General features: G+C 61.2%; 19 protein-coding genes and 1 pseudogene. 8 read left to right on the top strand and 12 right to left on the bottom strand.

The features are described 5' to 3' along the window. Positions 1-16 precede the first annotated feature (16 nt). From LWH48_RS13585 to LWH48_RS13570, 4 genes and pseudogenes are all read right to left on the bottom strand, one after another. Complete coding sequence (locus LWH48_RS13585; protein ID WP_232912991.1) at positions 17-268, bottom strand: transposase family protein; 252 nt, start codon at positions 266-268, stop codon at positions 17-19. Positions 269-417: 149 nt separating this feature from the next. After that, positions 418-592 (bottom strand): annotated as a pseudogene (locus tag LWH48_RS13580) (IS1595 family transposase); the annotation flags it as partial. Between the two features lie 75 nt (positions 593-667). Further along, a complete protein-coding gene (locus LWH48_RS13575; RefSeq protein ID WP_232912990.1) occupies positions 668-1693 on the bottom strand; it encodes a capsular polysaccharide synthesis protein in 1026 nt (341 codons plus the stop codon). Next, positions 1686-2564, bottom strand: coding sequence for a hypothetical protein (locus LWH48_RS13570; protein ID WP_232912989.1), 879 nt, complete (start codon positions 2562-2564; stop codon positions 1686-1688). Before LWH48_RS13570 ends, LWH48_RS13575 begins: the two co-directional genes overlap by 8 nt. Before the next feature lie 820 nt (positions 2565-3384). Between LWH48_RS13570 and LWH48_RS13565 the strand changes: the two genes are divergently transcribed. Then, entirely contained in the window at positions 3385-5067 is a 1683-nt protein-coding gene (locus LWH48_RS13565) for a sulfatase-like hydrolase/transferase (protein WP_232912988.1), read from the top strand. Between the two features lie 5 nt (positions 5068-5072). On the opposite strand, the gene waaF is transcribed toward LWH48_RS13565, so the two are convergent. Together waaF and rfaD are read right to left on the bottom strand one after the other, a co-directional pair. Continuing rightward, positions 5073-6128, bottom strand: coding sequence for a lipopolysaccharide heptosyltransferase II (waaF, locus tag LWH48_RS13560; RefSeq protein ID WP_232912987.1), 1056 nt, complete (start codon positions 6126-6128; stop codon positions 5073-5075). After that, the gene (gene rfaD / locus LWH48_RS13555; protein ID WP_232912986.1) at positions 6121-7077 is read right to left on the bottom strand and encodes an ADP-glyceromanno-heptose 6-epimerase; all 957 of its coding nucleotides are present in this window, start codon (positions 7075-7077) and stop codon (positions 6121-6123) included. The genes waaF and rfaD overlap by 8 nt, the downstream gene beginning before the upstream one ends. Positions 7078-7176: 99 nt before the next feature. On the opposite strand from rfaD, the gene glyQ reads away from it, so the two are divergent. The 3 genes from glyQ (at position 7177) to gmhB (ending at position 11086) form a co-directional block, all read left to right on the top strand. After that, entirely contained in the window at positions 7177-8151 is a 975-nt protein-coding gene (gene glyQ, locus LWH48_RS13550) for a glycine--tRNA ligase subunit alpha (protein ID WP_213311698.1), read from the top strand. Positions 8152-8153: 2 nt separating this feature from the next. After that, the gene (glyS, locus tag LWH48_RS13545; protein ID WP_232912985.1) at positions 8154-10220 is read left to right on the top strand and encodes a glycine--tRNA ligase subunit beta; all 2067 of its coding nucleotides are present in this window, start codon (positions 8154-8156) and stop codon (positions 10218-10220) included. 281 nt (positions 10221-10501) lie between these two features. Further along, positions 10502-11086 (top strand): D-glycero-beta-D-manno-heptose 1,7-bisphosphate 7-phosphatase, encoded by a 585-nt coding sequence (gmhB, locus tag LWH48_RS13540; protein WP_232912984.1) that lies wholly within the window; start codon positions 10502-10504, stop codon positions 11084-11086. Positions 11087-11225: 139 nt separating this feature from the next. Here the strand turns inward: gmhB and gyrB are convergent, their stop codons facing one another. The 4 genes from gyrB to dnaA form a co-directional block, all read right to left on the bottom strand. Continuing rightward, entirely contained in the window at positions 11226-13646 is a 2421-nt protein-coding gene (gene gyrB / locus LWH48_RS13535; protein ID WP_232912983.1) for a DNA topoisomerase (ATP-hydrolyzing) subunit B, read from the bottom strand. Between the two features lie 13 nt (positions 13647-13659). Then, on the bottom strand, positions 13660-14775 hold the full coding sequence (gene recF, locus LWH48_RS13530; protein ID WP_232912982.1) for a DNA replication/repair protein RecF: 1116 nt from the start codon (positions 14773-14775) through the stop codon (positions 13660-13662). Positions 14776-14823: 48 nt separating this feature from the next. Next, positions 14824-15927, bottom strand: a complete 1104-nt coding sequence (gene dnaN / locus LWH48_RS13525) for a DNA polymerase III subunit beta (protein WP_232912981.1) — start codon at positions 15925-15927, stop codon at positions 14824-14826. A 106-nt stretch (positions 15928-16033) separates the two neighbouring features. Beyond that, the gene (gene dnaA, locus LWH48_RS13520) at positions 16034-17503 is read right to left on the bottom strand and encodes a chromosomal replication initiator protein DnaA (protein ID WP_161431934.1); all 1470 of its coding nucleotides are present in this window, start codon (positions 17501-17503) and stop codon (positions 16034-16036) included. Positions 17504-18072: 569 nt separating this feature from the next. Here dnaA and rpmH point away from each other — a divergent pair. From rpmH to mnmE, 4 genes are all read left to right on the top strand, one after another. Beyond that, positions 18073-18207, top strand: a complete 135-nt coding sequence (gene rpmH / locus LWH48_RS13515; RefSeq protein ID WP_023005112.1) for a 50S ribosomal protein L34 — start codon at positions 18073-18075, stop codon at positions 18205-18207. Positions 18208-18220: 13 nt separating this feature from the next. Then, complete coding sequence (gene rnpA / locus LWH48_RS13510) at positions 18221-18673, top strand: ribonuclease P protein component (protein ID WP_232912980.1); 453 nt, start codon at positions 18221-18223, stop codon at positions 18671-18673. A 129-nt stretch (positions 18674-18802) separates the two neighbouring features. Next, a complete protein-coding gene (yidC, locus tag LWH48_RS13505) occupies positions 18803-20491 on the top strand; it encodes a membrane protein insertase YidC (protein ID WP_232912979.1) in 1689 nt (562 codons plus the stop codon). A gap of 103 nt (positions 20492-20594) precedes the next feature. Next, the gene (gene mnmE, locus LWH48_RS13500) at positions 20595-21962 is read left to right on the top strand and encodes a tRNA uridine-5-carboxymethylaminomethyl(34) synthesis GTPase MnmE (protein ID WP_161431931.1); all 1368 of its coding nucleotides are present in this window, start codon (positions 20595-20597) and stop codon (positions 21960-21962) included. A 6-nt stretch (positions 21963-21968) separates the two neighbouring features. Here the strand turns inward: mnmE and LWH48_RS13495 are convergent, their stop codons facing one another. Further along, positions 21969-22154 (bottom strand): 23S rRNA (adenine(2030)-N(6))-methyltransferase RlmJ, encoded by a 186-nt coding sequence (locus LWH48_RS13495; RefSeq protein ID WP_232912978.1) that lies wholly within the window; start codon positions 22152-22154, stop codon positions 21969-21971. Positions 22155-22253: 99 nt separating this feature from the next. After that, positions 22254-22714, bottom strand: a 461-nt coding sequence (locus LWH48_RS13490; RefSeq protein WP_232912977.1) for an ATP-binding protein, incomplete at its 5' end; no start/stop codon positions are given.

Genomic DNA, 22714 nt, shown 5'->3' with positions numbered 1-22714 from the left:
TGCCATGCTCGGGACACTAGGTGCGAGGCACGCGGGCATGCAGGTAGCAGTGATGATGGAAGAAGTTCAGGTGTCGCCAGGTCTTATCGGCGAAATCGTGAACCGGACAGGCCTTGCCGCATTCAGGGCATGGATAGAGGTTGCCTCGTTCGGCTTCGACGAAGAGATCCAATCGGTGGGGCGATACGGAGGTATCCAGATGCTGCTCCTTGAGGATCCAGGGCGCTTGCAGGCCCAGGCCGAGGGTCAGAATCTGGGTGCCGTCCATGCCATGCATCCTGTCGTCGTGGAGGCCATATCCTGGCCCAGCTCAGGGGGCGAATTCCACACCCAACGACGAAGAGCCCTGAAAAGAGACTCTACCGGTCTGACTCAGGCCGCAACAGGTGGGGTTTGTGGAGCGCGATGGCACTGCTAGAGCCCCCGCGACAGCCGGCAGCACGTGGTGCTGCCATAGTCGGGGCACACGAACCCCTTGGTCCAGCGATGCTGGAACAGGGAGGGCGGCCTGGCATTACGCTTCCGTGCCATACTGCGCGAGAAACGCCTGCAACGACAGGCCGGGCTGGAACTGGATCGGATGGCGTGCCATACCTCCTCTACTGGACATAACATCAGTGACGTCTTAGGGGAGACTGACGGGATGGTGGCTGATCAACATGAGTAATCAGGTAAAGTTATGGAGGAGATTTTTTCCTATTAAAACAGATGTTAAATATTTTTTACGCTCTAAATATAAATCACTCTTTTGGTATTCACCTTTGTAAGTCTGCTTTGAAACATACGAATTCAAAAAAACATCCATCGAGTCCATATTATTGCAAAAAAAATTAGGCAACTTGAAAAAAACCTTCTCCTCACAGGAGCTAAGATGCATACTCATGCTTTCATTTAAAAGGTAAGACAGGGTAAAATATGGCATAAAACCAAATCTCTCTGCGTCATATACAACTTTTGCATACATCCTATTTGGATGCGTCTTTTCGTAACCCAGCTTACGCATCATCTTCCTGCTGTTAGAAACATAAATTGTGTTCTTTCTGTTTTTTATCAAATGCTCTAAATAAAGACGAAAAGCTTCCGAAATTACAGGCGATCTTTTTTTCGCATAAATAAACCAAACCTCAAGAGGTCGGCTTTTTACCACTTCTTGCCTAAACATAAAAAAATCTGTTTGGCGCTTAATACTTGGAAGCCAACTACTAAGCGACTTTAGACAAAATGTGGTCGCATCAGCCCAAATACCTCCAAAACTAGTTAGCAAATATACTCTTAACAAATCCGCTTTATTAGCCTTTGTCAGTCTTACATTACACATGTCAAATATAGCATTAAAATCAAAACCCAACTTACCTTCGATATTTTTATCATTTAAATAAATTACTTCATAATCTGGATTCAACTTTTTCCATGAAGCATAACTTAACCTAACTACTTCAGGCGCAACAGCTAATTCAGAATCCCAATAAATCCATATAACATTAGCATCATAACATTTTCCCACATGCATAGACGAACATGCATCTTTTAAAATTCTTAATGAAGTTTTTGCATTTCCATTTACCTCTTCTTCCTCAAAGCCTTTACTTATTCCATGAACAGTTCTATACCTCATCTCCAAGAAGCGTGATTTCTTTCTTAAATTAAAAAACTTCTTTTCGAAAAAATTACCTCTAATAAACTTATTAAACACCAAAACCTCCTTCTGCACTAAGGCCATAGTAGCTAATCACATTGGCTATTTGCTTATCGTTATACCCTCTGTCTACATTTAACTTATTTAAACCCACGGAATAGTTATTTGATATCTCGATGAAATCTCTAAAGTCTCTTCCTTGGGCATTTATAATCTCGGTGCCATTCATTTTTGCCATGAAGAACAACCATACATCATCAGCATAAGGACATATATTCGTAAATATTTCTTTTTTTATAACATCTTTATGGAGAGAACCTGATGGATATAATATTGCCCCACAACCTGTCAGAAATATATTTTCATTATTATTTTTAGTTTCTTTTTTCCACTTCCTATACGGTCTTATTTTACCTTTCCTATAAGTGATTTCATGCGCTCTATTCCCTATTATAGCATTAGGATTTTTTTTATGATTTTTTAGTAAAATTTCGATTGTATCTCTAGGATATAACACATCATCATCTAATGTTATTATTACGCTCTCCGGAAAGTTTCCAATAGCTGGAATTATCTTCTTATAGCTCTTAATATCTTCACAAAACCTTACTTCAAGCCCAAAGCTTATCCGTGATTTTATTGAGACTGGCAAATCATCTAAATCAAACTCATCTTCTGCAAGCCATAGAACAACTCTATTAGGCAAAACCGTTTGTTGGGCAATGGACTCGAGAACTAAATAAACATCATGTATTCTTTTTGAGTACGTAGTCAGGCTTAACACCAATTCTCCTTTAACAATACTTTCTTCCTGAGTTATGTTTTTTAAACTCATCGCATCAGCCTGATACTGCCTTTTAGCTACCTCTCTCTCAACGAGAGACCTTATCTTATTAATATCTCTTTTTTGAATCTTATTGAAAAACATTTAGAAGTACCTTTTCCTAAGAAAAAACAAAACTCTGCTCTATTAATCTCTTTATAGCTTAATCAATTGCATATAGTTTATCACTCTTCTTGCATGAGCGTATGCCCTCTAACATCCATCCAATATAAATTATTCTTAATACTAATAAGCGCTGGTTTATACTACACTTGAGGTTTCCCTTCCCTTAACAAACCATTCAAAACCTTTCGGAACCAATTAGTTATTATTTTATTTGCTTTTTAACATCTTTTACATATTGACTAATAATTAAATTATCCGAAGTACAGAAAAATAGCACGCTTCCGCCGTGGAGTTGCCCCGGGCGCATCCCCATGCCCTGCGTCACCATTACATGCACTGATTTACCTTTCACTTACTAACTTGTCAGTAAGCGTCTATCGTTCAATGATATATTTTCAATATTTTACTCGATAGACGAATTAAACTCTATATTGAATCTCCTAAGTGGGAGCTGATATTCTTCCACCAATCCGCTAACATGCATTTTTTAGATCTTCGCAGACCAACGTGAATACTACGTGCTGAAGGAAGCCAGGCCCATTGGACGAGGTGCCTACTACTAACGGTTCCGCACACGCTGGCGGAACTGCGCCACTACCGACAGATATCACATGAAAACTCCGATGATCCCAAATGCACCCCAGAGCCAACACGGCTCGTGGCTTGGCAATCGCCTTCTCCGTCGCCAATGGCGTATTCTGGAAATCCATGCAGGCCTATGCACTACCCAGGCCACACCCTGAGAGCCATCAGTATGCTGCTTTGATGGCCTCCCCCTCTTACCTTATCGCAAACATTCATGAAGCTTCACTCAAACCTAGATTGGCTCAAACATCCCCGCTGGTGGGCCCTGCTCGTGATCGGGCTCTGCCTTGGCTACGCCATCGTCACCGTGGCGGTGCTGCCAGTATGGAGCCTGGTGCCCATCGCCGGCGCCTGGCTCGGCCTGGGCTGGCTGCTGCGCTGGGGCGAGCCGGCGAGCCCCAGGCCACCAGTCAGGGTCTGGCCCTGGTCGCTGGTGCCACTCTGCCTGTGGGGCGTCTACGTCTATCTGGCCGAGAGCTTCGGCATCGTCGAGATCGGGGCGATCTTCTTCCACCTTCAGGCCGGCATCTCCGACCATGGCGGCAGCGGCCGCCTGCTGGCGGCGGCTCTCTACACCCTGGCAATGCTGGCACTGCTGACCGCCTTCACCTGGCTGGCGGGCCACGACCACCGCTGGCGGCTCGCCGACCGGCTGCTGGCGCTGGTGCTGGTGGCCAGCAACCCGCTGTTCTACAGCATGGGGCAGCGCAGTGCGGCCATCGTCACCGACGATGGCGCCTGGCTGGACAGGCGCTTCGTGACGCCCACGATCGAGCAGGCGCCGGATGATCCACCCAACCTGCTGGTGCTCTATCTGGAGAGCATCGAGCACACCTATGCCGACCGCGAGCGCTTCGGCGATGCCTATGCCTCCCTCGACGCCCTGGGCCGACGCGGCCATGTCTTCGAAGGCGTCCGCCAGTTGGAGAACACCGGCTGGACCATGGCCGGCATGATCGCCAGTCAGTGCGGCACCCCGCTGATGCCGGCGGGGCTTCTCCACGACAACCAGTTCGAGCCGCTGGGACGCGTGGTGCCCGGGATTCGCTGCCTCGGCGATGTGCTGGATGAACAGGGCTACCGGCTCAGTTTCCTGGGCGGGGCCAGCACCGAATTTGCCGGCAAGGGAATCTTCTACCGGGACCACGGTTTCGACAGGGTCATGGGCCGCGCCGAACTCGAGCCACGCCTCGAGGACAGCGACTACGTCAACGACTGGGGGCTCTTCGACGATAGCCTCTACGACTTCACCGTCGAGGAGATCCGCCGTCTGGACAACGAAGATGCGGGCCCCTGGGGAGTCGTCAATCTGAGCCTCACCGGCCACGCGCCCAGCGGCTATCCGGCCCGGGCCTGCGAGGCGCGCCAGGGCGAATTCGACGGCGAGGATATCCTCTATTCGGTGGAGTGCTCGGCCTGGCTCACCTTCGACCTGATCGACCGCCTGGAAGAGGAGGGGCTGCTCGAGAATACGTTGGTCGTGATCGCCAGCGACCACCTGACGATGCGCGTATCGGCCTGGGAGCAACTGATCGCCGGTGAACGCGACAACACCTTCATGCTGCTGGGGAAGGGGATCGAGGCCGGGGCACGCACCCAGCGTCAGGCCGCTACCACCGACCTCTTTCCCACCATCCTGGAGGCGATGGGCTTCACCATCGACCGCCACCGTGCGGGGCTGGGCGTGTCGCTGCTCGCCGAGCAGCCGACTCTGGTGGAACAGCATGGCCTGGCCGATCTGGCGGCGCGCATGCACGAGGAGACGGCCCTGCAGCAGCGCCTGTGGGAGGGCCTGATACCCGATGGCAGACAGCAGGAGAGCGGGCAGGCTACCCCCCGGCAGGTCCTGGAGGCACCCGAGGATGGGGCCGACGAGGCGACCCCGATCATGCAGTAGTCGGCCTAGGCCTTGGCGATGGTCGCACGCCCCGAGCGAATGGCCTGGAGCAGGCGTTCGGGAGCCATTTCCACCAGGCAGCGGGTATGCCCGAGTGGGCAGACGCGCGCGAAGCAGGGTGAACACTCCACGGCCAGATAGTGGATCTCGGCGTTGTCGGTCAGCGGCGGCGTGTAGGCCGGCGAGGAGGAGCCGTAGAGTGCCTGCACTCGAGTCCCCACCGCCGCCGCCACGTGCATCAGGCCCGAGTCGTTGGTGACCACCTGCTCGCAGTCAGCCAGCAGGTCCACGGCATCGGCCAGCCGCGTCCTGCCGCACAGGTTATGCGCGCCCGCCAGGCCCTCGGCTATCGCCTCTCCCGCCTCGACATCCTTGGGTCCACCCAGCACACGCACCTCGAACCCAGCTGTCACCAGACTCTCGGCCAGGGCGCGGAAGTGCCCCAGCGGCCACTGCTTGGCGGGGCCGTACTCGGCCCCGGGCATCATGCCGATGGCCGGACCCGAGGAAAGCCCCAGTCGCTCGCGCAGGTCGGCCTGGTTGGCCGCATCCACCTCCAGCCTTGGCTGGGGTATCGCGAAGCTGCCCGTGGCCGCCTCATCGGCGGACAGTCCCAACGAGACGAATCGCTTCACCGTCTGGTCGAGCACGCGCTTGTCGAGACGGCGACGCTCGTTGAGCAGCCCAAAGCGCTGCTCACCGTGAAAGCCGACGCGATGAGGAATTCCCGCCAGGAAGGGCACCAGGGCCGACTTCCAGGAGCGCGGCAACACGATGGCCCGGTCGAAGCGACCGCGCAGCCCACGCGCCGCCTCGCGGCGCACGGACCAGCCGAACTGGCCGTGGGCCACATCCAGGGCGATCGCCTCATCCACCTCGGGCATGCGCTCAAGGATCGGCAACGACCAGCCCGGCGCCATCACCGCGAGGGTACCGCCGGGATGGCGAGCGCGTAGCGTCATCAACAGGCTCTGGGCCATCACCATGTCGCCGACCCAGGAGGGGCCGACCACCAGGATGCGCTCGCCGCCCGCCTCGCCCTGCGGGGCCGATTCAACCATTCAGCCACTCCAGGTATTCGCGCACCCCCTCTGCCACGGTGCGGAATTCGCGGTCGTAGCCGGCCTCGCGCAGCCGCGAGATATCGGCCCGGGTATAGCTCTGGTAGCGCCCCTTCAGTTCCTCGGGAAAATCGATGTACTCGATGGCCCCTCGGCCGTAGTAATCGATCACCGCGTCACCGATCGCCTTGAAGGGCTCGGCGCGCCCGCTGCCCAGGTTGAAGATGCCTGACTCCTCGGGGTTGTCGAGGAACCAGAGGTTCACGTCCACCACGTCGCCCACATAGACGAAGTCGCGGCTCTGCATGCCCGCCTCATAACCGTCCCAGGCACCGAACAGCTTGACGTCCTGGCCGGCGCTGATCTGGGTATGGTGATGGAACGCCACGCTGGCCATCTTGCCCTTGTGCTGCTCCCGCGGGCCGTAGACGTTGAAGTAGCGGAAGCCCACCACCTGGCTGCGGAAGGAATCGTGATGGGCACGCACGTACTGGTCGAACAGCAGCTTGGAGTAGCCGTAGACGTTGAGCGGCTTCTCGTGTTCCGGGGCCTCCATGAACACCTCGCTGCCGCCATAGGTGGCCGCCGAGGAGGCGTAGAGGAAGGGGATGCCTCGCTGCTGGCAGAAGTGCAGCAGCACCTTGGAGTACTCGAAGTTGTTGTCGAGCATGAAGCGGCCATCCCACTCGGTGGTATCCGAGCAGGCACCCTCATGGAAGATCGCCTCGATCTTCGGCAACTGCGAGTGCTCGCCGCGCAGCTCGGCCTCCACCCGGCGGCGGAAGTCGTCCTTGTCCAGGTAGTCGCCGAGGGTACAGTCGGCCAGGTTGACGAACTTGGTTCCGTCGCGCAGGTCGTCGACCACCATCACGTCCTGGTGGCCGCGCTGATTGAGTGCCTTGACCAAATTCGAGCCGATGAAGCCGGCCCCGCCTGTCACTACGATCATGGAGAGAATCCTCTGTCTCGGGGCGTGCGCCTATAACCGATCTTCCGGTGATTGTATACTTGACGCCCTGTGAATTCATGGCCAACGGTGCTTTTCCCAATGACACTCTCGACACCTACGTCGACCTCGGCCCCCGGGTCGGCGGCAGACGTCTCGACCTTTCAGGGGTTGATCCTGGCCCTCCAGCAGTACTGGGCCGAACAGGGCTGCGTGGTGATGCAGCCGCTGGACATGGAGGTCGGTGCCGGCACCTTCCATCCGTCGACCTTCCTGCGCTCCATCGGCCCCGAGACCTGGAACGCCGCCTACGTGCAGCCCTCGCGTCGCCCTACCGACGGCCGCTATGGAGAGAACCCCAACCGCCTGCAGCACTACTACCAGTTCCAGGTGGTGATGAAACCCTCCCCCGCCGAGTTCCAGGAGCTCTACCTCGGCTCCCTCAAGCGCCTGGGCCTCGACCCGCTTGTCCATGACATCCGTTTCGTCGAGGACAACTGGGAGTCTCCTACCCTGGGCGCCTGGGGGCTGGGCTGGGAAGTCTGGCTCAACGGCATGGAGGTGACCCAGTTCACCTACTTCCAGCAGGCCGGTGGCATCGAGTGCTATCCCGTGACCGGCGAGCTGACCTATGGCCTCGAGCGGATCGCCATGTACCTGCAGGACGTGGACAGCGTCTACGACCTGGTATGGACCATTGCCCCGGATGGTTCCCGGGTCACCTACGGTGACGTCTACCTGCAGAATGAGCGTGAGCAGTCCGCCTACAACTTCGAGCACGCCGACGTCGACTTCCTGTTCGGTGCCTTCGACCAGCAGGAGCGCGACTGCTCTCGCCTGCTCGAGGCCAACCTGCCGCTGCCCGCCTATGAACAGGTACTCAAGGCCTCCCACACCTTCAACCTGCTCGACGCCCGTCACGCCATCTCGGTGACCGAACGCCAGCGCTACATCCTGCGCGTACGCACCATGGCGCGTGACGTGGCCCACGCCTATTTCGAGTCGCGCAAGGCCGCCGGCTTCCCGCTGGCTCCCGAGGCGCTGCGCCGCGAACTGCTTGAACAGGGAGACACTTGAGCATGGCTGCCAACACCCTACTGGTTGAACTGGGCGTCGAGGAACTCCCCCCGAACGCCATCGACACCCTCTCCGACGCCCTGGCCGAGGGCCTGCATCGCGGCCTGCGTGACGCCGATGTCGCCCATGGCGAGGTGTATGCCTACGCCACCCCCCGCCGACTGGCGGTGCGCATCGAGGCGCTGGCCGACAAGCAGCCCGATCGCGAGGTGGAGAAGCGTGGCCCGGCACTGGCGGCCGCCTTCAAGGATGGCCAGCCCACCAAGGCCGCCGAGGGCTTCGCCCGCTCCTGCGGCGTCGGTGTGGACCAGCTGATCCACCTGGAAACCGACAAGGGCACCTGGCTCGGTTACCGTGAACAGCAGAAGGGCGAGAGCATCGCCGCCCTGCTGCCAGCCATCCTGCAGAAGGCCATCGATTCCCTGCCGGTTCCCAAGAACATGCGCTGGGGCGCCTCGCGGGTGGAGTTTTCCCGCCCGGTACACTGGCTGGTCGTGCTCTACGGCAACCAGGTCATCGATGCCGAGGCGCTGGGCCTCGCGGCCAGTCGCACCACCTACGGCCATCGTTTCCATGCTCCCGAGGCCATCGAGCTGGCGCATGCCGACGACTACCTCGCCAGCCTGGAGCAGGCCTGGGTGCTGGCCGACCGCGAGGTGCGCCGCGAGCGCATCCGCGAACAGGTGCTCTCCGAGGCCGAGGTCCAGGAAGCCAGCGCGGTGATCGACGAGACTCTGCTGGTCGAGGTCAGCGGTCTGGTCGAGTGGCCCGTGGCACTCACCGGCAGCTTCGATGAACGCTTCCTCGAGGTGCCCGCCGAGTGCCTGATCTCCTCGATGAAGGCGAACCAGAAGTACTTCCACCTGCTCGACGACCAGGGCCGCCTCAAGCCGCTGTTCATCACCATCTCCAACATCGACAGCAGCGACCCTTCGCGGGTCATCGAAGGCAACGAGAAGGTGATCCGTCCGCGCCTGGCCGATGCCGTCTTCTTCTACGACACCGATCGCAAGCGCAGCCTGGCCTCGCGCACCGCTGAGCTCGCCGGTGTGGTCTTCCAGAAGCAGCTTGGCACCCTCGCTGACAAGGCACACCGCAGCGCCGCGGTAGCTGCCTTCATCGCCGGCCAGATCGGCGGCGAGGCCAGCCATGCACGCCGCGCCGCCGAACTGGCGAAGTGCGACCTGGTCACCGAGATGGTGCTCGAGTTCCCCGAGCTGCAGGGCACCATGGGGCGCTACTATGCCACCCAGGATGGCGAGCCCGCCGAGGTCGCCCAGGCCATGGAGGAGCAGTACCTGCCGCGCTTCGCCAGCGATGCCATTCCGCAGAGCCGTACCGGCCAGGCGCTGGCCCTGGCCGACCGCCTCGACACCCTGACCGGGATCTTCGGTATCGGCGCCCGCCCCACCGGCACCAAGGACCCCTTCGCACTGCGGCGTGCCGCCATCGGTGTGCTCAACATCCTTATCAAGGGTGAGCTCGACCTCGACCTGCGTGAATTGCTCGACCTGGCCGCGGCTCAGCACCAGGAGCTTCCCTACGCCGAGAAGCTGGTGGATGAGGTGCTGGACTACATGCTCGACCGCTTCCGCGCCTGGGGGCATGACGAGGGGATCTCTACCGAGGCCTACCTGGCGGTGCGCGCTCGCCCGGTAACGCGCCCGCTGGACTTCTCCCGCCGCCTGCGCGCGGTACAGGCCTTCACCGGTCGTGAGGAGGCGGCTGCCCTCGCCGCCGCCAACAAGCGTGTCTCCAACATCCTCGCCAAGCAGGCAGATGAGGTGGGCAGCGCCGTGGATGCCTCCCTCCTCCAGGATGCTGCCGAGACGTCACTGCATGACGCGGTCAACAGCCTGCGCAGCAGTGTTACGCCGCTGCTCGGTGAGGCTCGCTACCAGGAAGCGCTGGACGCCCTGGCTGGCCTGCGTGAGCCGGTAGACGCCTTCTTCGACCAAGTCATGGTCATGACCGAAGACCAGGACGTGCGCAGCAACCGCCTCGCCCTGCTGGCCGACCTGCGTGGGTTGTTCCTGGAGGTGGCCGATATCGCCCAGCTTCAACAGTAGAAGTCACTGGGCAATATCACCGAGGCCAAGGCCGGCAGCACATGCTGCCGGCCTTTTTCATGCCTGGTGATGGCGTTTCACATGAAACATGCCGACGGCCTGAGACAAACAGCCATTGCCTGCCGATGTTTCACGTGGAACATCACCAGCCCCAAGCCCAACCGATTCTAAGCAGACAAAAGAGACCAGCACTCCATACTCTGCTCCTTGCTCCTTGGCAGCCAATGTTCCACGTGAAACACTGCGCTCAAGCAATCACTTGCAACAAGGAACCGAACCCCATGACCTCCCCCGACCGCCTGGTGATCCTCGACCGCGACGGCGTGATCAACCAGGACTCCGACGACTATGTGAAGTCCCTGGCGGAGTGGATCCCCTACCCCGGCGCCATCGACGCCATCGCCCGGTTGAGCCAGGCCGGCTGGACAGTGGCAGTAGCGACCAACCAGTCGGGAATTTTTCGCGGCTACTACACCGAGGCCACGCTGGCTGAGATGCATGCCGAACTATGCCGGCTGGTCAACGAGGCGGGTGGCGAGATCAGCCATATCGCCTGGTGCCCGCACGGCCCTGACGACGGCTGTAGTTGCCGCAAGCCACTTCCCGGGCTGCTGGAGCAGGTGCGTGATGCACTGGGGCTGGCTACCCTGTCCGGCAGCTGGATGGTGGGTGATAGCCTTCGTGACCTGCAGGCGGGGGATGCCATGGGCTGCCATCCGGTGCTGGTACGCAGTGGCAAGGGGAAAAGGACGCTCGCCAAGCATCCGGAACTGGTGGCGACAGATAGCGAGACCCGCGTCTTCGAGGACCTGACCGAGTTCGCCGACTGGTTAATGGCTAGGCAGCAGCTCAAAGCTGGAAATTAAAACTGGGAATGCATGCATCGGCATGAACTTATCCATGTCATTGCCTTTCCCGATGAAGCAAAAACCCCGCAAGCTTGTTCGCTTTGCGGGGTTTTACTTGGCACTTGGCGCTCAAGAATGTTTCACGTGAAACACGACATCAGACGTCGAGGTTGGCCACCAGTGCAAAGCGCTCGATAAAGTCGCGCCGCGGCTCCACTTCGTCGCCCATCAGGGTGTTGAACATCATGTCGGCACCCACGGCATCCTCGATGGAGACACGCAGCATGCGCCGCGTCTCGGGGTTCATGGTGGTCTCCCAGAGCTGCTCGGGATTCATCTCGCCCAGCCCCTTGTAGCGCTGGATCGAGAGGCCGCGCTGCGCCTCGTTCATCAGCCACTCGAGGGCGTTATAGAAGCTCGTCACGCTGCGCTGGCGCTCACCGCGGGCCACGTAGGCGCCCTCTTCCAGCAGCCCGTCCAGGGTCTCCCCCAGGCCGGTCATGGCGCGATAATCGGCGCTGGTGAAGAAGTCGACACCCCAGACATAGTCGGTGCTCACGCCATGCGCGGCCAGGGTCACCGCGGGGAGGAAGAAGCCGCGCTCGCTGTCCTCCTCGAGGCGGAAGGTGTAGCGCGGTCCGCCTTCGTAGGCGAGCAGCGCGTCCATCTCCTGCTGCAGCTCCTCGATCCAATTCTGCATGGTGACCTTGTCACGCAGGCTCGCCTCGCCATCGAGCGCCGCGGCATGCACGATCTTGCGCAGCACCTCATTGGGATAGACCCGAGACAACCGATCGATGCGTCGCATGACATCACGATACTGGTTGACCAGGGCTTCCAGCTGGGCACCGCCGATGCCCGGGGCATCGGCATTGACGTAGAGGCGAGCACCATCCAGAGCCGTGGTGGTGAGATAGTCGGTCATCGCCTGCTCATCCTTGAGATAGAGCTCCTGCTTGCCGCGCTTCACCTTGTAGAGCGGAGGCTGGGCGATGAACACATGGCCACGCTCGATCAGCTGGGACATCTGACGGAAGAAGAAGGTCAGCAGCAGGGTGCGGATATGCGAACCATCCACGTCGGCATCGGTCATGATGATGATCGAGTGGTAGCGCAACTTGTCGGGGTTGAATTCCTCACGGCCGATGCCGCAGCCCAGGGCAGTGATCAGGGTGCCGACCTCCGCCGAGGAGAGCATCTTGTCGAAGCGGGCCTTCTCGACGTTGAGGATCTTGCCCTTGAGGGGCAGGATCGCCTGGGTGCGACGATCACGGCCCTGCTTGGCGCTGCCACCTGCGGAGTCACCCTCCACCAGGAACAGCTCGGAGAGGCTGGGGTCCTTTTCCTGGCAATCGGCCAACTTGCCCGGGAGCCCGGCGATATCAAGCGCCCCCTTGCGGCGCGTCATGTCGCGGGCCTTGCGCGCGGCTTCACGGGCACGGGCGGCATCGAGCATCTTGTTGACGATCGCCTTGGCTTCGTTGGGCTTCTCGATCAGGTACTCGCCGAACAGACGCGCCATCTCCTGCTCGACCGCGGTCTTCACCTCGGAGGATACCAGCTTGTCCTTGGTCTGAGAGGAGAACTTGGGATCCGGCACCTTCACCGAGATGATCGCCGTCAACCCTTCCCTGGCGTCGTCGCCGGCGGTGTTGATCTTCGACTTCTTCAGCAGCCCCTCCGACTCGATGTACCCATTGAGGGTACGGGTCAGCGCAGCCCGGAAACCCGCCAGGTGGGCACCACCATCCCGCTGCGGAATGTTGTTGGTGTAGCAGAAGATATTCTCGTTGAAGGAGTCGCTCCACTGCATCGCCACTTCCACCCCGACACCATCCTCGCGCTCGGCGTTGAAATGGAAGACGGGGTTGAGCACCGTCTTGTTCGTGTTGAGGTGGTCGACGAAGGCCTTGAGGCCGCCCTCGTAGTGGAACAGCTCCTCCTTGCCGGAGCGCTCGTCGATCAGGCGAATCGCCACGCCGGAGTTGAGGAAGGAGAGCTCCCGCAGGCGCTTGGCCAGGATATCGAAGTGGAATTCGATATTGCCGAAGGTCTCTGGCGAGGGGCGGAAGTGCACCCGGGTACCGGACTTTTCGGTCTTGCCCACCACCGACAGCGGCGCCTGGGGCACCCCGTGGCGATAGAGTTGCTCGTACACGTCACCGGCACGCCACACCGTCAGGCGAAGCTCCTCGGAGAGCGCGTTGACCACCGAGACACCGACGCCATGCAGACCACCGGAGACCTTGTAGGAGTTGTCGTCGAACTTGCCGCCGGCGTGGAGCACCGTCATGATCACTTCGGCTGCGGAAACGCCCTCCTCCTCATGGATATCCGTCGGAATCCCGCGGCCGTTGTCGCTTACCGTCACCGATTCGTCGGGATGGATGATGACACGTATCTCGCTGCAGTACCCGGCCAGCGCCTCGTCGATGGAGTTATCCACCAGCTCGAACACCATGTGGTGGAGCCCGGTGCCGTCATCGGTATCCCCGATATACATGCCGGGACGCTTGCGTACGGCATCCAGCCCCTTGAGTACCTTGATGCTCGTTGAGTCGTAGGCCTGTTCGCTCATTGACACTGCTCCGTCATGAAATCTGTCGTTCCAGTGGCAGCAACTTGCCGCTTCCGGACGCCGAGCGTTTCACGTGAAACATCTCGACCGGGGTTTCGGCCTGCCACAGATCCGCCAGGGCATCGTGGTCGATGGTGGTGATGAACACCTGGCAGCGCATGTTTTCCAGCCAGCGGCAGAACAGTCGTCGATGCGAGCCGTCCAGTTCCGCCGGAAGGTCGTCAATCAGGTAGACGCAGCGGCGTCCCGTACTGGCCTCCAGGAGCCGCCCCTGAGCCAGCTTCAGGGCACTGACCACCAGCTTCTGCTGGCCACGGGACAGCACCTCGATGGCGGGGCGCTTGCCGAGGCGAATGGCCAAGTCTGCCCGCTGTGGGCCCTGCTGGGTGAACCCCATCTGGCGATCGACGTCGCGTCCCTGCCGCAGCAGGTCACCCAGCTCTCTCCGTCGATCCCAGCCACGGGAGTAGCGCAACTGAAGATCCTTCAGCGGCAGCAGTCCATTGAGGGTCTCTTCGAAGACCGGCAGAAAGGCCGTGAACCAGGCGGCGCGCATGGCATCGATTCGCTCGCTCCAGTCCACCAGCTCTCGCTCCCAGGCTGTCATGGAATCAGAGTCCATTCTACCATGCCTCAGCAGGGCGTTCCGATGTTTCAGCGCGCGACGGGCCCGTTGCCAGGCCTCCAGGAAGTCGTGTTTCACGTGAAACACTCCCCAGTCCATGAATTCACGTCGCCCGGCCGGGGAGCCCTCTAGAAGCCGGAAGGCATCAGGATTGATCAGCTGCAGGGGTAGCGTCTCCACTAACCGCGACAGACGGCCAACGCGCTCCCCGGAGAGGCGAATCTCCAACTCATCCTCGCTGCGGCGACGGCGCACGCCGAACGGCACCGGTGGCACCCCGGCCAGTCGACCATGGGCCATCAGCTCATCGCCATCGTGGGCGATGACATGGCGCATGTTGCGAGTGCGAAAGGAGCGCCCCATGCCGAGGATATGGATGCCTTCCAGCAGGCTGGTCTTGCCACTGCCATTCTCGCCAACGATCAGGTTGACCTGAAAACCCGGTTTTAAATCAACAGGTTGCAGATTACGAAGGCCATGGAAGACGAGATGATCAAGTGGCATGGAGTCAACAGGGGGCAGTGGCGGCCCGGTCGGGCCGCCATGGGTGGGTCACAGGCGCATCGGCATGACGACGTAGAGGGCATCGCCGCCACCCGGCTCCTCCATCAGCGCACTGCTGTTGGAATCCGCCAGAGTCATCTGCACGCGATCTTCATCGATGGCATTGAGCACATCGACCAGGTAACCGACATTGAAGCCGATCTCCAGGGAATCTCCGCTGTACTCGATGGCGATGTTTTCCTCGGCCTCTTCCTGCTCGGGATTGTTGGCCATCACCTTGAGGTTGCCCTCCTCGAGGTGGAGTCGCACACCGCGGTACTTCTCGTTGGAGAGAATGGCGGTGCGTGACAGCACCTGGCGCAACTCGGCACGCTCGGCGATGAAGACCTTGTCGCCACCGCGGGGGACCACCCGCTCGTAGTCGGGGAACTTGCCGTCGACCAGCTTGGAGGTAAAGGTGAAGTCGCCGGTGTGGGCGCGGATATGGCTGGCCCCCAGGGTCAGGCTGACCGGGTCCTCGCCGTCATCGAGCAGTCGTACCAGCTCGAGGATGCCCTTGCGCGGCACGATAAGCTTGTGGGGCGATTCCACGTGCAGTTCGGCCGGCCGCGAGCACACCGCCAGGCGATGGCCGTCGGTCGCCACCGCACGGATCAGGTTGTCGCGGATCTCCAGCAGCATGCCGTTGAGGTAGTAGCGCACGTCCTGCTGGGCCATGGCGAAGGAGGTGGCGTCGATCAGGTGCTTGAGCATGCCCCGAGGCAGGCTCAGCTCGGTGCTACCCTGGCTGTCCTCGATGCTCGGGAACTCGGCGACCGGCAGGGTCGAGAGCGTGAAGCGCGAACGCCCGCTGCGCAACACCGCGCGGCCCTCCTCCAGGGAGAGCTGGATCTCGGCCTGGTCGGGCAACGACTTGCAGATATCCATCAACTTGCGAGCCGGCACGGTAACGCCGCCCGGCTCATCCACCCGAGTGGCCACCGTACGTCCGATCAGCTCCACTTCCAGGTCGGTACCGGTCAGCGCGACCTCCTCCTGCCCTACCTGAATCAGTACGTTGGAAAGCACCGGCAGGGTCTGACGGCGCTCCACCACGCCGGCCACCAGCGTCAGCGGTCGCAGCAGCGCTTCGCGGGAGATGGAAAATTTCATGTCGGCTCCACGTCTTGTCCTGAAGGGTTGCAGCCGGCAGGGGCCCGGCCGAACGGCATGGCGACCATTAAACCACAAGCCGGCGGTGTCTCGGAGGGCGGAGCGCTCAGCTGGTCAGCAGCCGTAGCAGGTTCTTGTAGTCCTCGCGGATATCGGAGCTCTCCTCCTGGAGCTGCTTCACCTTGCGACAGGCGTGCAGCACCGTGGTGTGGTCACGCCCGCCGAAGGCATCACCGATCTCCGGCAGGCTGTGGTTGGTCAGCTCCTTGGCCAGGGCCATGGCGACCTGACGAGGGCGAGCCACCGAGCGCGAGCGGCGCTTGGAGAGCAGGTCGGCGAGCTTGATCTTGTAGTACTCGGCTACCGTGCGCTGGATATTGTCGACCCCCACCTGCTTGTCCTGGAGGGCCAGCAGGTCCTTGAGCGATTCGCGGATGAAGTCCTGGGTGATCGGCTTGCCCATGAAGTGGGAGTCGGCGATCACCTTCTTCAGCGCCCCTTCCAGCTCGCGAACGTTGGAGCGGATCTTCTGAGCGATGAAGAAGGCCGCATCGTGGGGCAGGTCGACCTTGGCCTGATCGGCCTTCTTCATCAGGATAGCGACCCGTGTCTCGAGCTCCGGTGGCTCGATGGCCACCGTCAGGCCCCAGCCGAAGCGCGACTTGAGGCGCTCCTCCACGCCGCTGATCTCCTTGGGATAGCGGTCGGAGGTCAGGATCATCTGCTGACCGCCCTCGAGCAGGGCATTGAAGGTGTGGAAGAACTCCTCCTGGGAGCGCTCCTTGCCGGCGAAGAACTGGATATCGTCGATCAGCAGGGCGTCGACGCTGCGATAGAAGCGCTTGAAGTCGTTGATGGCGTTGAGCTGCAGCGCCTTGACCATGTCGGCCACGAAACGCTCGGAGTGCAGGTAGACCACCCGCGCATTCTCGCGGCGCCCGGCCAGGGCATTGCCCACAGCATGCATCAGGTGGGTCTTGCCCAGGCCCACCCCGCCATACAGGAACAGCGGGTTATAGGCGCCGCCGGGATTCTCCGACACCTGGCGGGAAGCGGCCCGAGCCAGCTGGTTCGACTTGCCCTCCACAAAGGTCTCGAAGGTGAAGTTGGGATTGAGGCCGCTGGTGTGCTTGAGGCTGCCCTCCACCTGGACCTGGCGCTCACCACCGGGGCGCCGGACAGCCGCCGTCTCCTCGCGGCTGTCCTCGATCTCGACCTCGTCGGCCGCAGCGCCGCGGGGGGGAGTATGCACCGCCGGGGCCGCCGGTCGCCGCGGGGTCGCCGACACCGGTGTGCCGAGTTCCCGTGGCTGGGGGCGAGGGGCGGCACGTCGACTACCGACACTCAGCACCACCTTGGGTGGCCTCGCCGGCGACAGCTCACGCAGCAGCTCGGTGATCCGCTTGGCGAACTTGTCGCTGACCCAGTCACGGACGAAGCGGTTGGGGGCCAGCAGGCACAGCTCTCCCCCTTCGCCCTCCTCGGCCTGAAGCGGGCGAATCCAGGTGTTGAACTGCTGAGAGCTCAACTCGTCCTGCAGAGTATCCAGACACTGTTGCCAGAGAGCCAGCGACACGCGATCTCACCACCTTGTCGAAAAACGGCCGGGCATTGTATCGCCCCACCGCACGGTTATCCACACCCCCGGCCACCCCTATACAGCCTGTGGAAAAACAGGTCCCTGGCATGGTGACTACTGCGGGATCGAACTGTGTGCAACGGGAGGCTGTGGAGGAACTCGCTTTCCTTCCACAGGATACCCCAGCATCGCGCACCGTTCATCCCTGCTCTATCCACAGCAATAACATAGCCACATCACCCTGTATCAAAAGGGCTATTGCTAGTTATCCACAGAACGCCTCCCCAGTATTAATAACAAGGTATTACAGGTTATAAACACTGTTGTTATGAAAGTCCTGGATGACTGGCGAGCGACATCGGTAGCCTGATCGCCAGGCCCCGAAGGACGTTCGCTGGCGACGGCGGCCGCACAATCGATCTGATCGGCGCACAGAAAAATTGCACCGCCCGGGGGAAATCACTACAATTTCCGGTCTTGAACCGAATACGTCCGGGTTCCCCGCGGGAATCCAGGCGCCTCGCAAACGACGAATCGTCCAGAAAACCACGTGGGAATAACGAGTTATGAAACGCACCTTTCAGCCCAGCGTCCTGAAGCGTAAGCGTACGCACGGTTTCCGTGCCCGTATGGCCACCAAGAACGGACGTGCCGTCCTGGCGCGTCGTCGCGCCAAGGGTCGCAAGCGCCTGAGCGCCTGATCACGGATCCTGCGTGCCCCGTCAGTCGTTTCCCCGCCGTCTGCGCCTGCTGACGGCCGGGGACTACCGCCAGGTCTTCGAGAACGCGACCTTCAAGGTGCATGGCAAGGGGCTGATGGCACTCGCCTCGCCCAATGATCTGGGCCATCCCCGCATCGGCCTTGTCATCAGCAAGAAGAGCATGCGCCGTGCCGTAGACCGCAACCGCGTCAAGCGACTGGTGCGTGAATCGATCCGCTTCCAGCAGCATCGCCTCCCCGCCGTCGACATCGTGATACTCTCGCGGCGCGGCGTAGGCGAACTGGATAACGAGACCCTGCACCGGCAGCTGTTCGGGATGTGGCGAAGGCTGGCACGCGAGGCATTGAAGACGCCCGCGAGAGATCCCTCATCAAGCGTCGAGCCGTCTTCATCCGACCGGAGCCCGCCGAAGCATGAGCGCACCCCCTCACAAGGCAAGGCTTGACGCTGCCGGGGCTACCCTCGAGAGTCAGTGTTCGGAATACAGCCTGCCAGTGGCAGGCTTTTGTCTATCTCGGGCGGCTGAAACGCCTTCCGCCCCTGGCATGTTCACTACCCACTGGGCAGAACCCTCATGGACGTAAAACGACTCCTATTGCTGATTCCACTGGCGGTGCTCGCCTATCTGATCGTCGTGCAGTGGAATCAGGACTATGGCCAGACGGCCGTCGAGCCACAGGCTCCCTCCTTTACCAGCAGTCAGTCCGGGGACAGCGATTCCCGGTCCGAAGGTGCCGAGGATGGCCTGGCGGTTCCCGCGGCGAGCAGTGGCGATAGCATGGCGGAGGCCATACCCGACGAGAGCGAGGCCACAGCGAGCCGCGACCTGGTTGCCGTGATGACCGACGTGCTGGACCTGCGCATCGATCCCCAGGGCGGGGATATCGTCTATGCGGCGCTGCCCCAGCACAAGCTGACTCTCGACTCAGACCGCTCCTACGTGATGCTCTCCGACAGCGAGACGCGCAGCTATGTGGCGCGCTCCGGACTGCAGCTGGATGGCCAGTCGGGACGCATCGCCTACTCCCCCGAGAAGACCGAATATCGCCTGGCCGAGGGTGACAAGCGCCTCGAGGTCGACCTGAGTGGCGAGGTCAACGGCATCGAGGTCACCAAGCGCTTCTCCTTCGAGCGCAACAGCTATGCGGTGGACGTCGAGTACTTCCTGGCCAACAACACCGAGTCTCCGGTCTCCGCGCGGTTCATCGGCCAGCTGGCCCGCGACAACAGCAGCGATCCCTCTAGCGGTCCCAAGATGGGCATGCGCTCCTATCTGGGTGCGGCCTACTCCACCCCCGAGGATCGCTACCTGAAGGTCGACTTCGAGGAGATCCAGGAGGGCAAGTTCGAGAACCGCGAGGCCGAGGGCGGCTGGGTCGCGATCATCCAGCACTACTTCGTCAGTGCCTGGGCACCGCCCCAGAACCAGCAGAACCTCTACTACGCCACCACCGACTCCAGCGGGCGTAATGTGGCCGCCTTCGCCGGCCCGGTGACCCAGGTGGCCGCCGAGGGCGAGTCTCGCCTGGGTGCCACCCTCTATGTGGGCCCCAAGGTGCAGGACTACATGGAAGCCGTGGCCCCCAACCTCAAGCTCACCGTCGACTTCGGCTGGCTGTGGTTCATCGCCAACCCGCTGTTCTGGCTGCTCGACAAGATCCAGGACGTGGTCGGCAACTGGGGCTGGTCCATCGTGCTGCTGACCATCCTGGTCAAGGCGGCCCTGTGGCCGCTCTCCGCCAAGGCCTACAAGTCCATGGCCCGCATGCGCAAGCTGGGTCCGGAGATGCAGCGCCTCAAGGAGCAGTACGGCGACGATCGCCAGAAGATGTCCCAGGAGATGATGAAGTTCTACCAGAAGGAGAAGATCAATCCTCTGGGTGGCTGCCTGCCGATCCTGGTACAGATGCCGGTGTTCATCGCCCTCTACTGGATGCTGCTGGAGTCCGTGGAGCTGCGCCATGCGCCCTTCATGTTCTGGATCCAGGATCTCTCGGTGAAGGATCCGCTGTTCATCCTGCCGATCCTGATGGGTGCCTCCATGTTCGTGCAGCAGATGCTCAACCCCACCCCGCCGGATCCCATGCAGGCGAAGATCATGCGCATGCTGCCCATCGTCTTCACCTTCTTCTTCCTGTGGTTCCCGGCCGGCCTGGTGATCTACTGGGTGGTGAACAACATCATCTCCATCGCCCAACAGTACGTGATCACCCGCAAGATCGAGAACGACCCCAGCGTCGGCAAGGGCATGAAGACCAAGTAGACCCGCTCGCCCGAGCCGCTCACCAGACCCCCGCCCCGAGCGGGGGTCTGGCGTTTTTGGGGAGCCGAAACGACAATGCTGGCATCACGCCGAGGAGAACCCCATGGTCCCGCTTCACGATCAGGACACCATCGCTGCGCTGGCCACCCCGCCGGGACGCGGCGGGGTCGGCATCATCCGCGTCTCTGGCCCGCTCTGCGCGACGATCGCCGAGGCGGTGGTGGGCCACTGCCCCTCGCCTCGCCTCGCCCACTACGGGCCCTTCCGGGGCGAGGAGACGGTGCTCGACGAGGGGATCGCGCTGTTCTTCCCCGGGCCGCACTCCTTCACCGGCGAGGATGTCCTCGAATTGCAGGGCCACGGCGGCCCGGTGATCATGGACCTGCTGCTCGGCCGCTGCCTCGAGCTGGGAGCTCGCCCGGCGCGCCCCGGCGAGTTCTCCGAGCGCGCCTTCCTCAACGACAAGCTGGACCTCGCCCAGGCCGAGGCGATCGCCGACCTGATCGATGCCAGCTCGCGGGCGGCCGCCGAGAACGCCCTGCGCTCCTTGCAGGGGGACTTCTCGCGCCGGGTCGAGGGCCTGGTGGAGCGACTGATCGAGCTGCGCATCTATGTGGAGGCGGCCATCGACTTCCCCGAGGAGGAGATCGACTTCCTGGGGGATGGCCGGGTCGCGGAGATGCTCGCCGGGGTGAAGGAGGAGCTTGCCGCGGTGCGTGCCGCCGCCGGCCAGGGCGCGCTGATGCGCGAGGGAATGAGCGTGGTGATCGCCGGCCGGCCCAACGCCGGCAAGTCGAGCCTGCTCAACGCCCTGACCGAGCAGGAGACCGCCATCGTCACCGATATCGCCGGCACCACCCGCGACGTGCTGCGCGAGCATATCCATATCGATGGGATGCCGCTGCATATCATCGACACCGCCGGTCTGCGTGACACCCCCGATGCCGTGGAACAGATCGGCGTGGCCCGGGCCTGGGCGGAGATCGAGAAGGCCGACCGGGTGCTGCTGCTGGTCGATGCCGCCACCACCGACGCCACCGATCCCATGGCGATCTGGCCGGAGTTCGTGGCCCGGCTTCCCGACCCGGCCCGGCTGACCCTGGTACGCAACAAGATCGATGCCAGCCAGGAGACCCCGGGGCTCGACTTGTCCACAACCACTCCCATCGTGAGGCTTTCCGCGAAGACCACACAGGGTGTGGATAACCTGAAGGCCCACCTCAAGGCGGTAATGGGCTTCACCGGCACGGCGGAGGGTCGCTTCTCGGCCCGGCGCCGCCACCTCGACGCCCTGGATCGCGCCGAGCGGGCACTGCTCAACGGCGAGGCTCAGCTCTCGGGCTTCGGAGCCGGCGAGCTGCTCGCGGAGGACCTGCGGGATGCCCAGCAGGCACTGGGTGAGATCACCGGGGAGTTCAGTGCCGATGATCTCCTCGGCGAGATCTTCGGCAGCTTCTGCATTGGCAAGTAGGCAGGCCTACTCGCCGACCCACCAGTCGCCGCGATAGCTCGCCGCACCGCTCAGCAGCGGGGCTACCCGTCCCATGGCCGCGGCGAGACGCTGATCGAGTCCCCACGGCGGGTTGACCACCAGCATGCCGCTGCCAAACATGCCGCGCGCCTCGTGGCCCGGCGCCTGCAGGCGAAATTCGCTGCGCCACACCTTGCGTGCGTATTCCGACGAACGTGACCGGTCATTCCGGGGATCGTGACCGATCTGCTCACCGCTCTCTCGCTGGCTCTGGTTTTGTAAGCTGACCGGTCACGATGGGTCAACTTCTGCCGCTTGCGGGGCGGCGTTCTTGCGCATCGATTCTCCTCTGAGTGTCAGACGGTGGGCGCTGTGCAGCAGCCGGTCCAGAATGGCGTCGGCTACCGTCGCGGCGCCGATGTAGTCGTGCCAGTGCTCGATGGGCAGTTGGCTGGCGATCAGCGTCGAGCCGCGGCCGTGCCGATCCTCGATCACCTCCATCAGGTCCTGGCGCTGCGGCGCGGTCATCTTCTGCATGCCCCAGTCGTCGAGGATCAGCAGGTCGGTCTTCTGCAGCTGGCCCATCAGCCGGGCGTAAGAGCCGTCGCCCTGGGCGATGCGCAGTTGCTCGAACAGACGCGGCACCCGCAGGTAGCGCACCGAGTAGCCTTGCCGGCAGGCCTGGTTGCCCAGCGCGCAGGCCAGCCAGGTTTTGCCGCACCCGGTGGGGCCGGTGATGCACAGGTTGAGTG

The sequence above is a fragment of the Halomonas sp. G15 genome (genome assembly GCF_021282295.1).
Taxonomy (GTDB): Bacteria; Pseudomonadota; Gammaproteobacteria; order Pseudomonadales; family Halomonadaceae; genus Halomonas; species Halomonas alimentaria.
The sequence above is the reverse complement of the archived record's forward strand: the minus strand, read 5'-3'. Positions and strand labels throughout refer to the sequence as shown.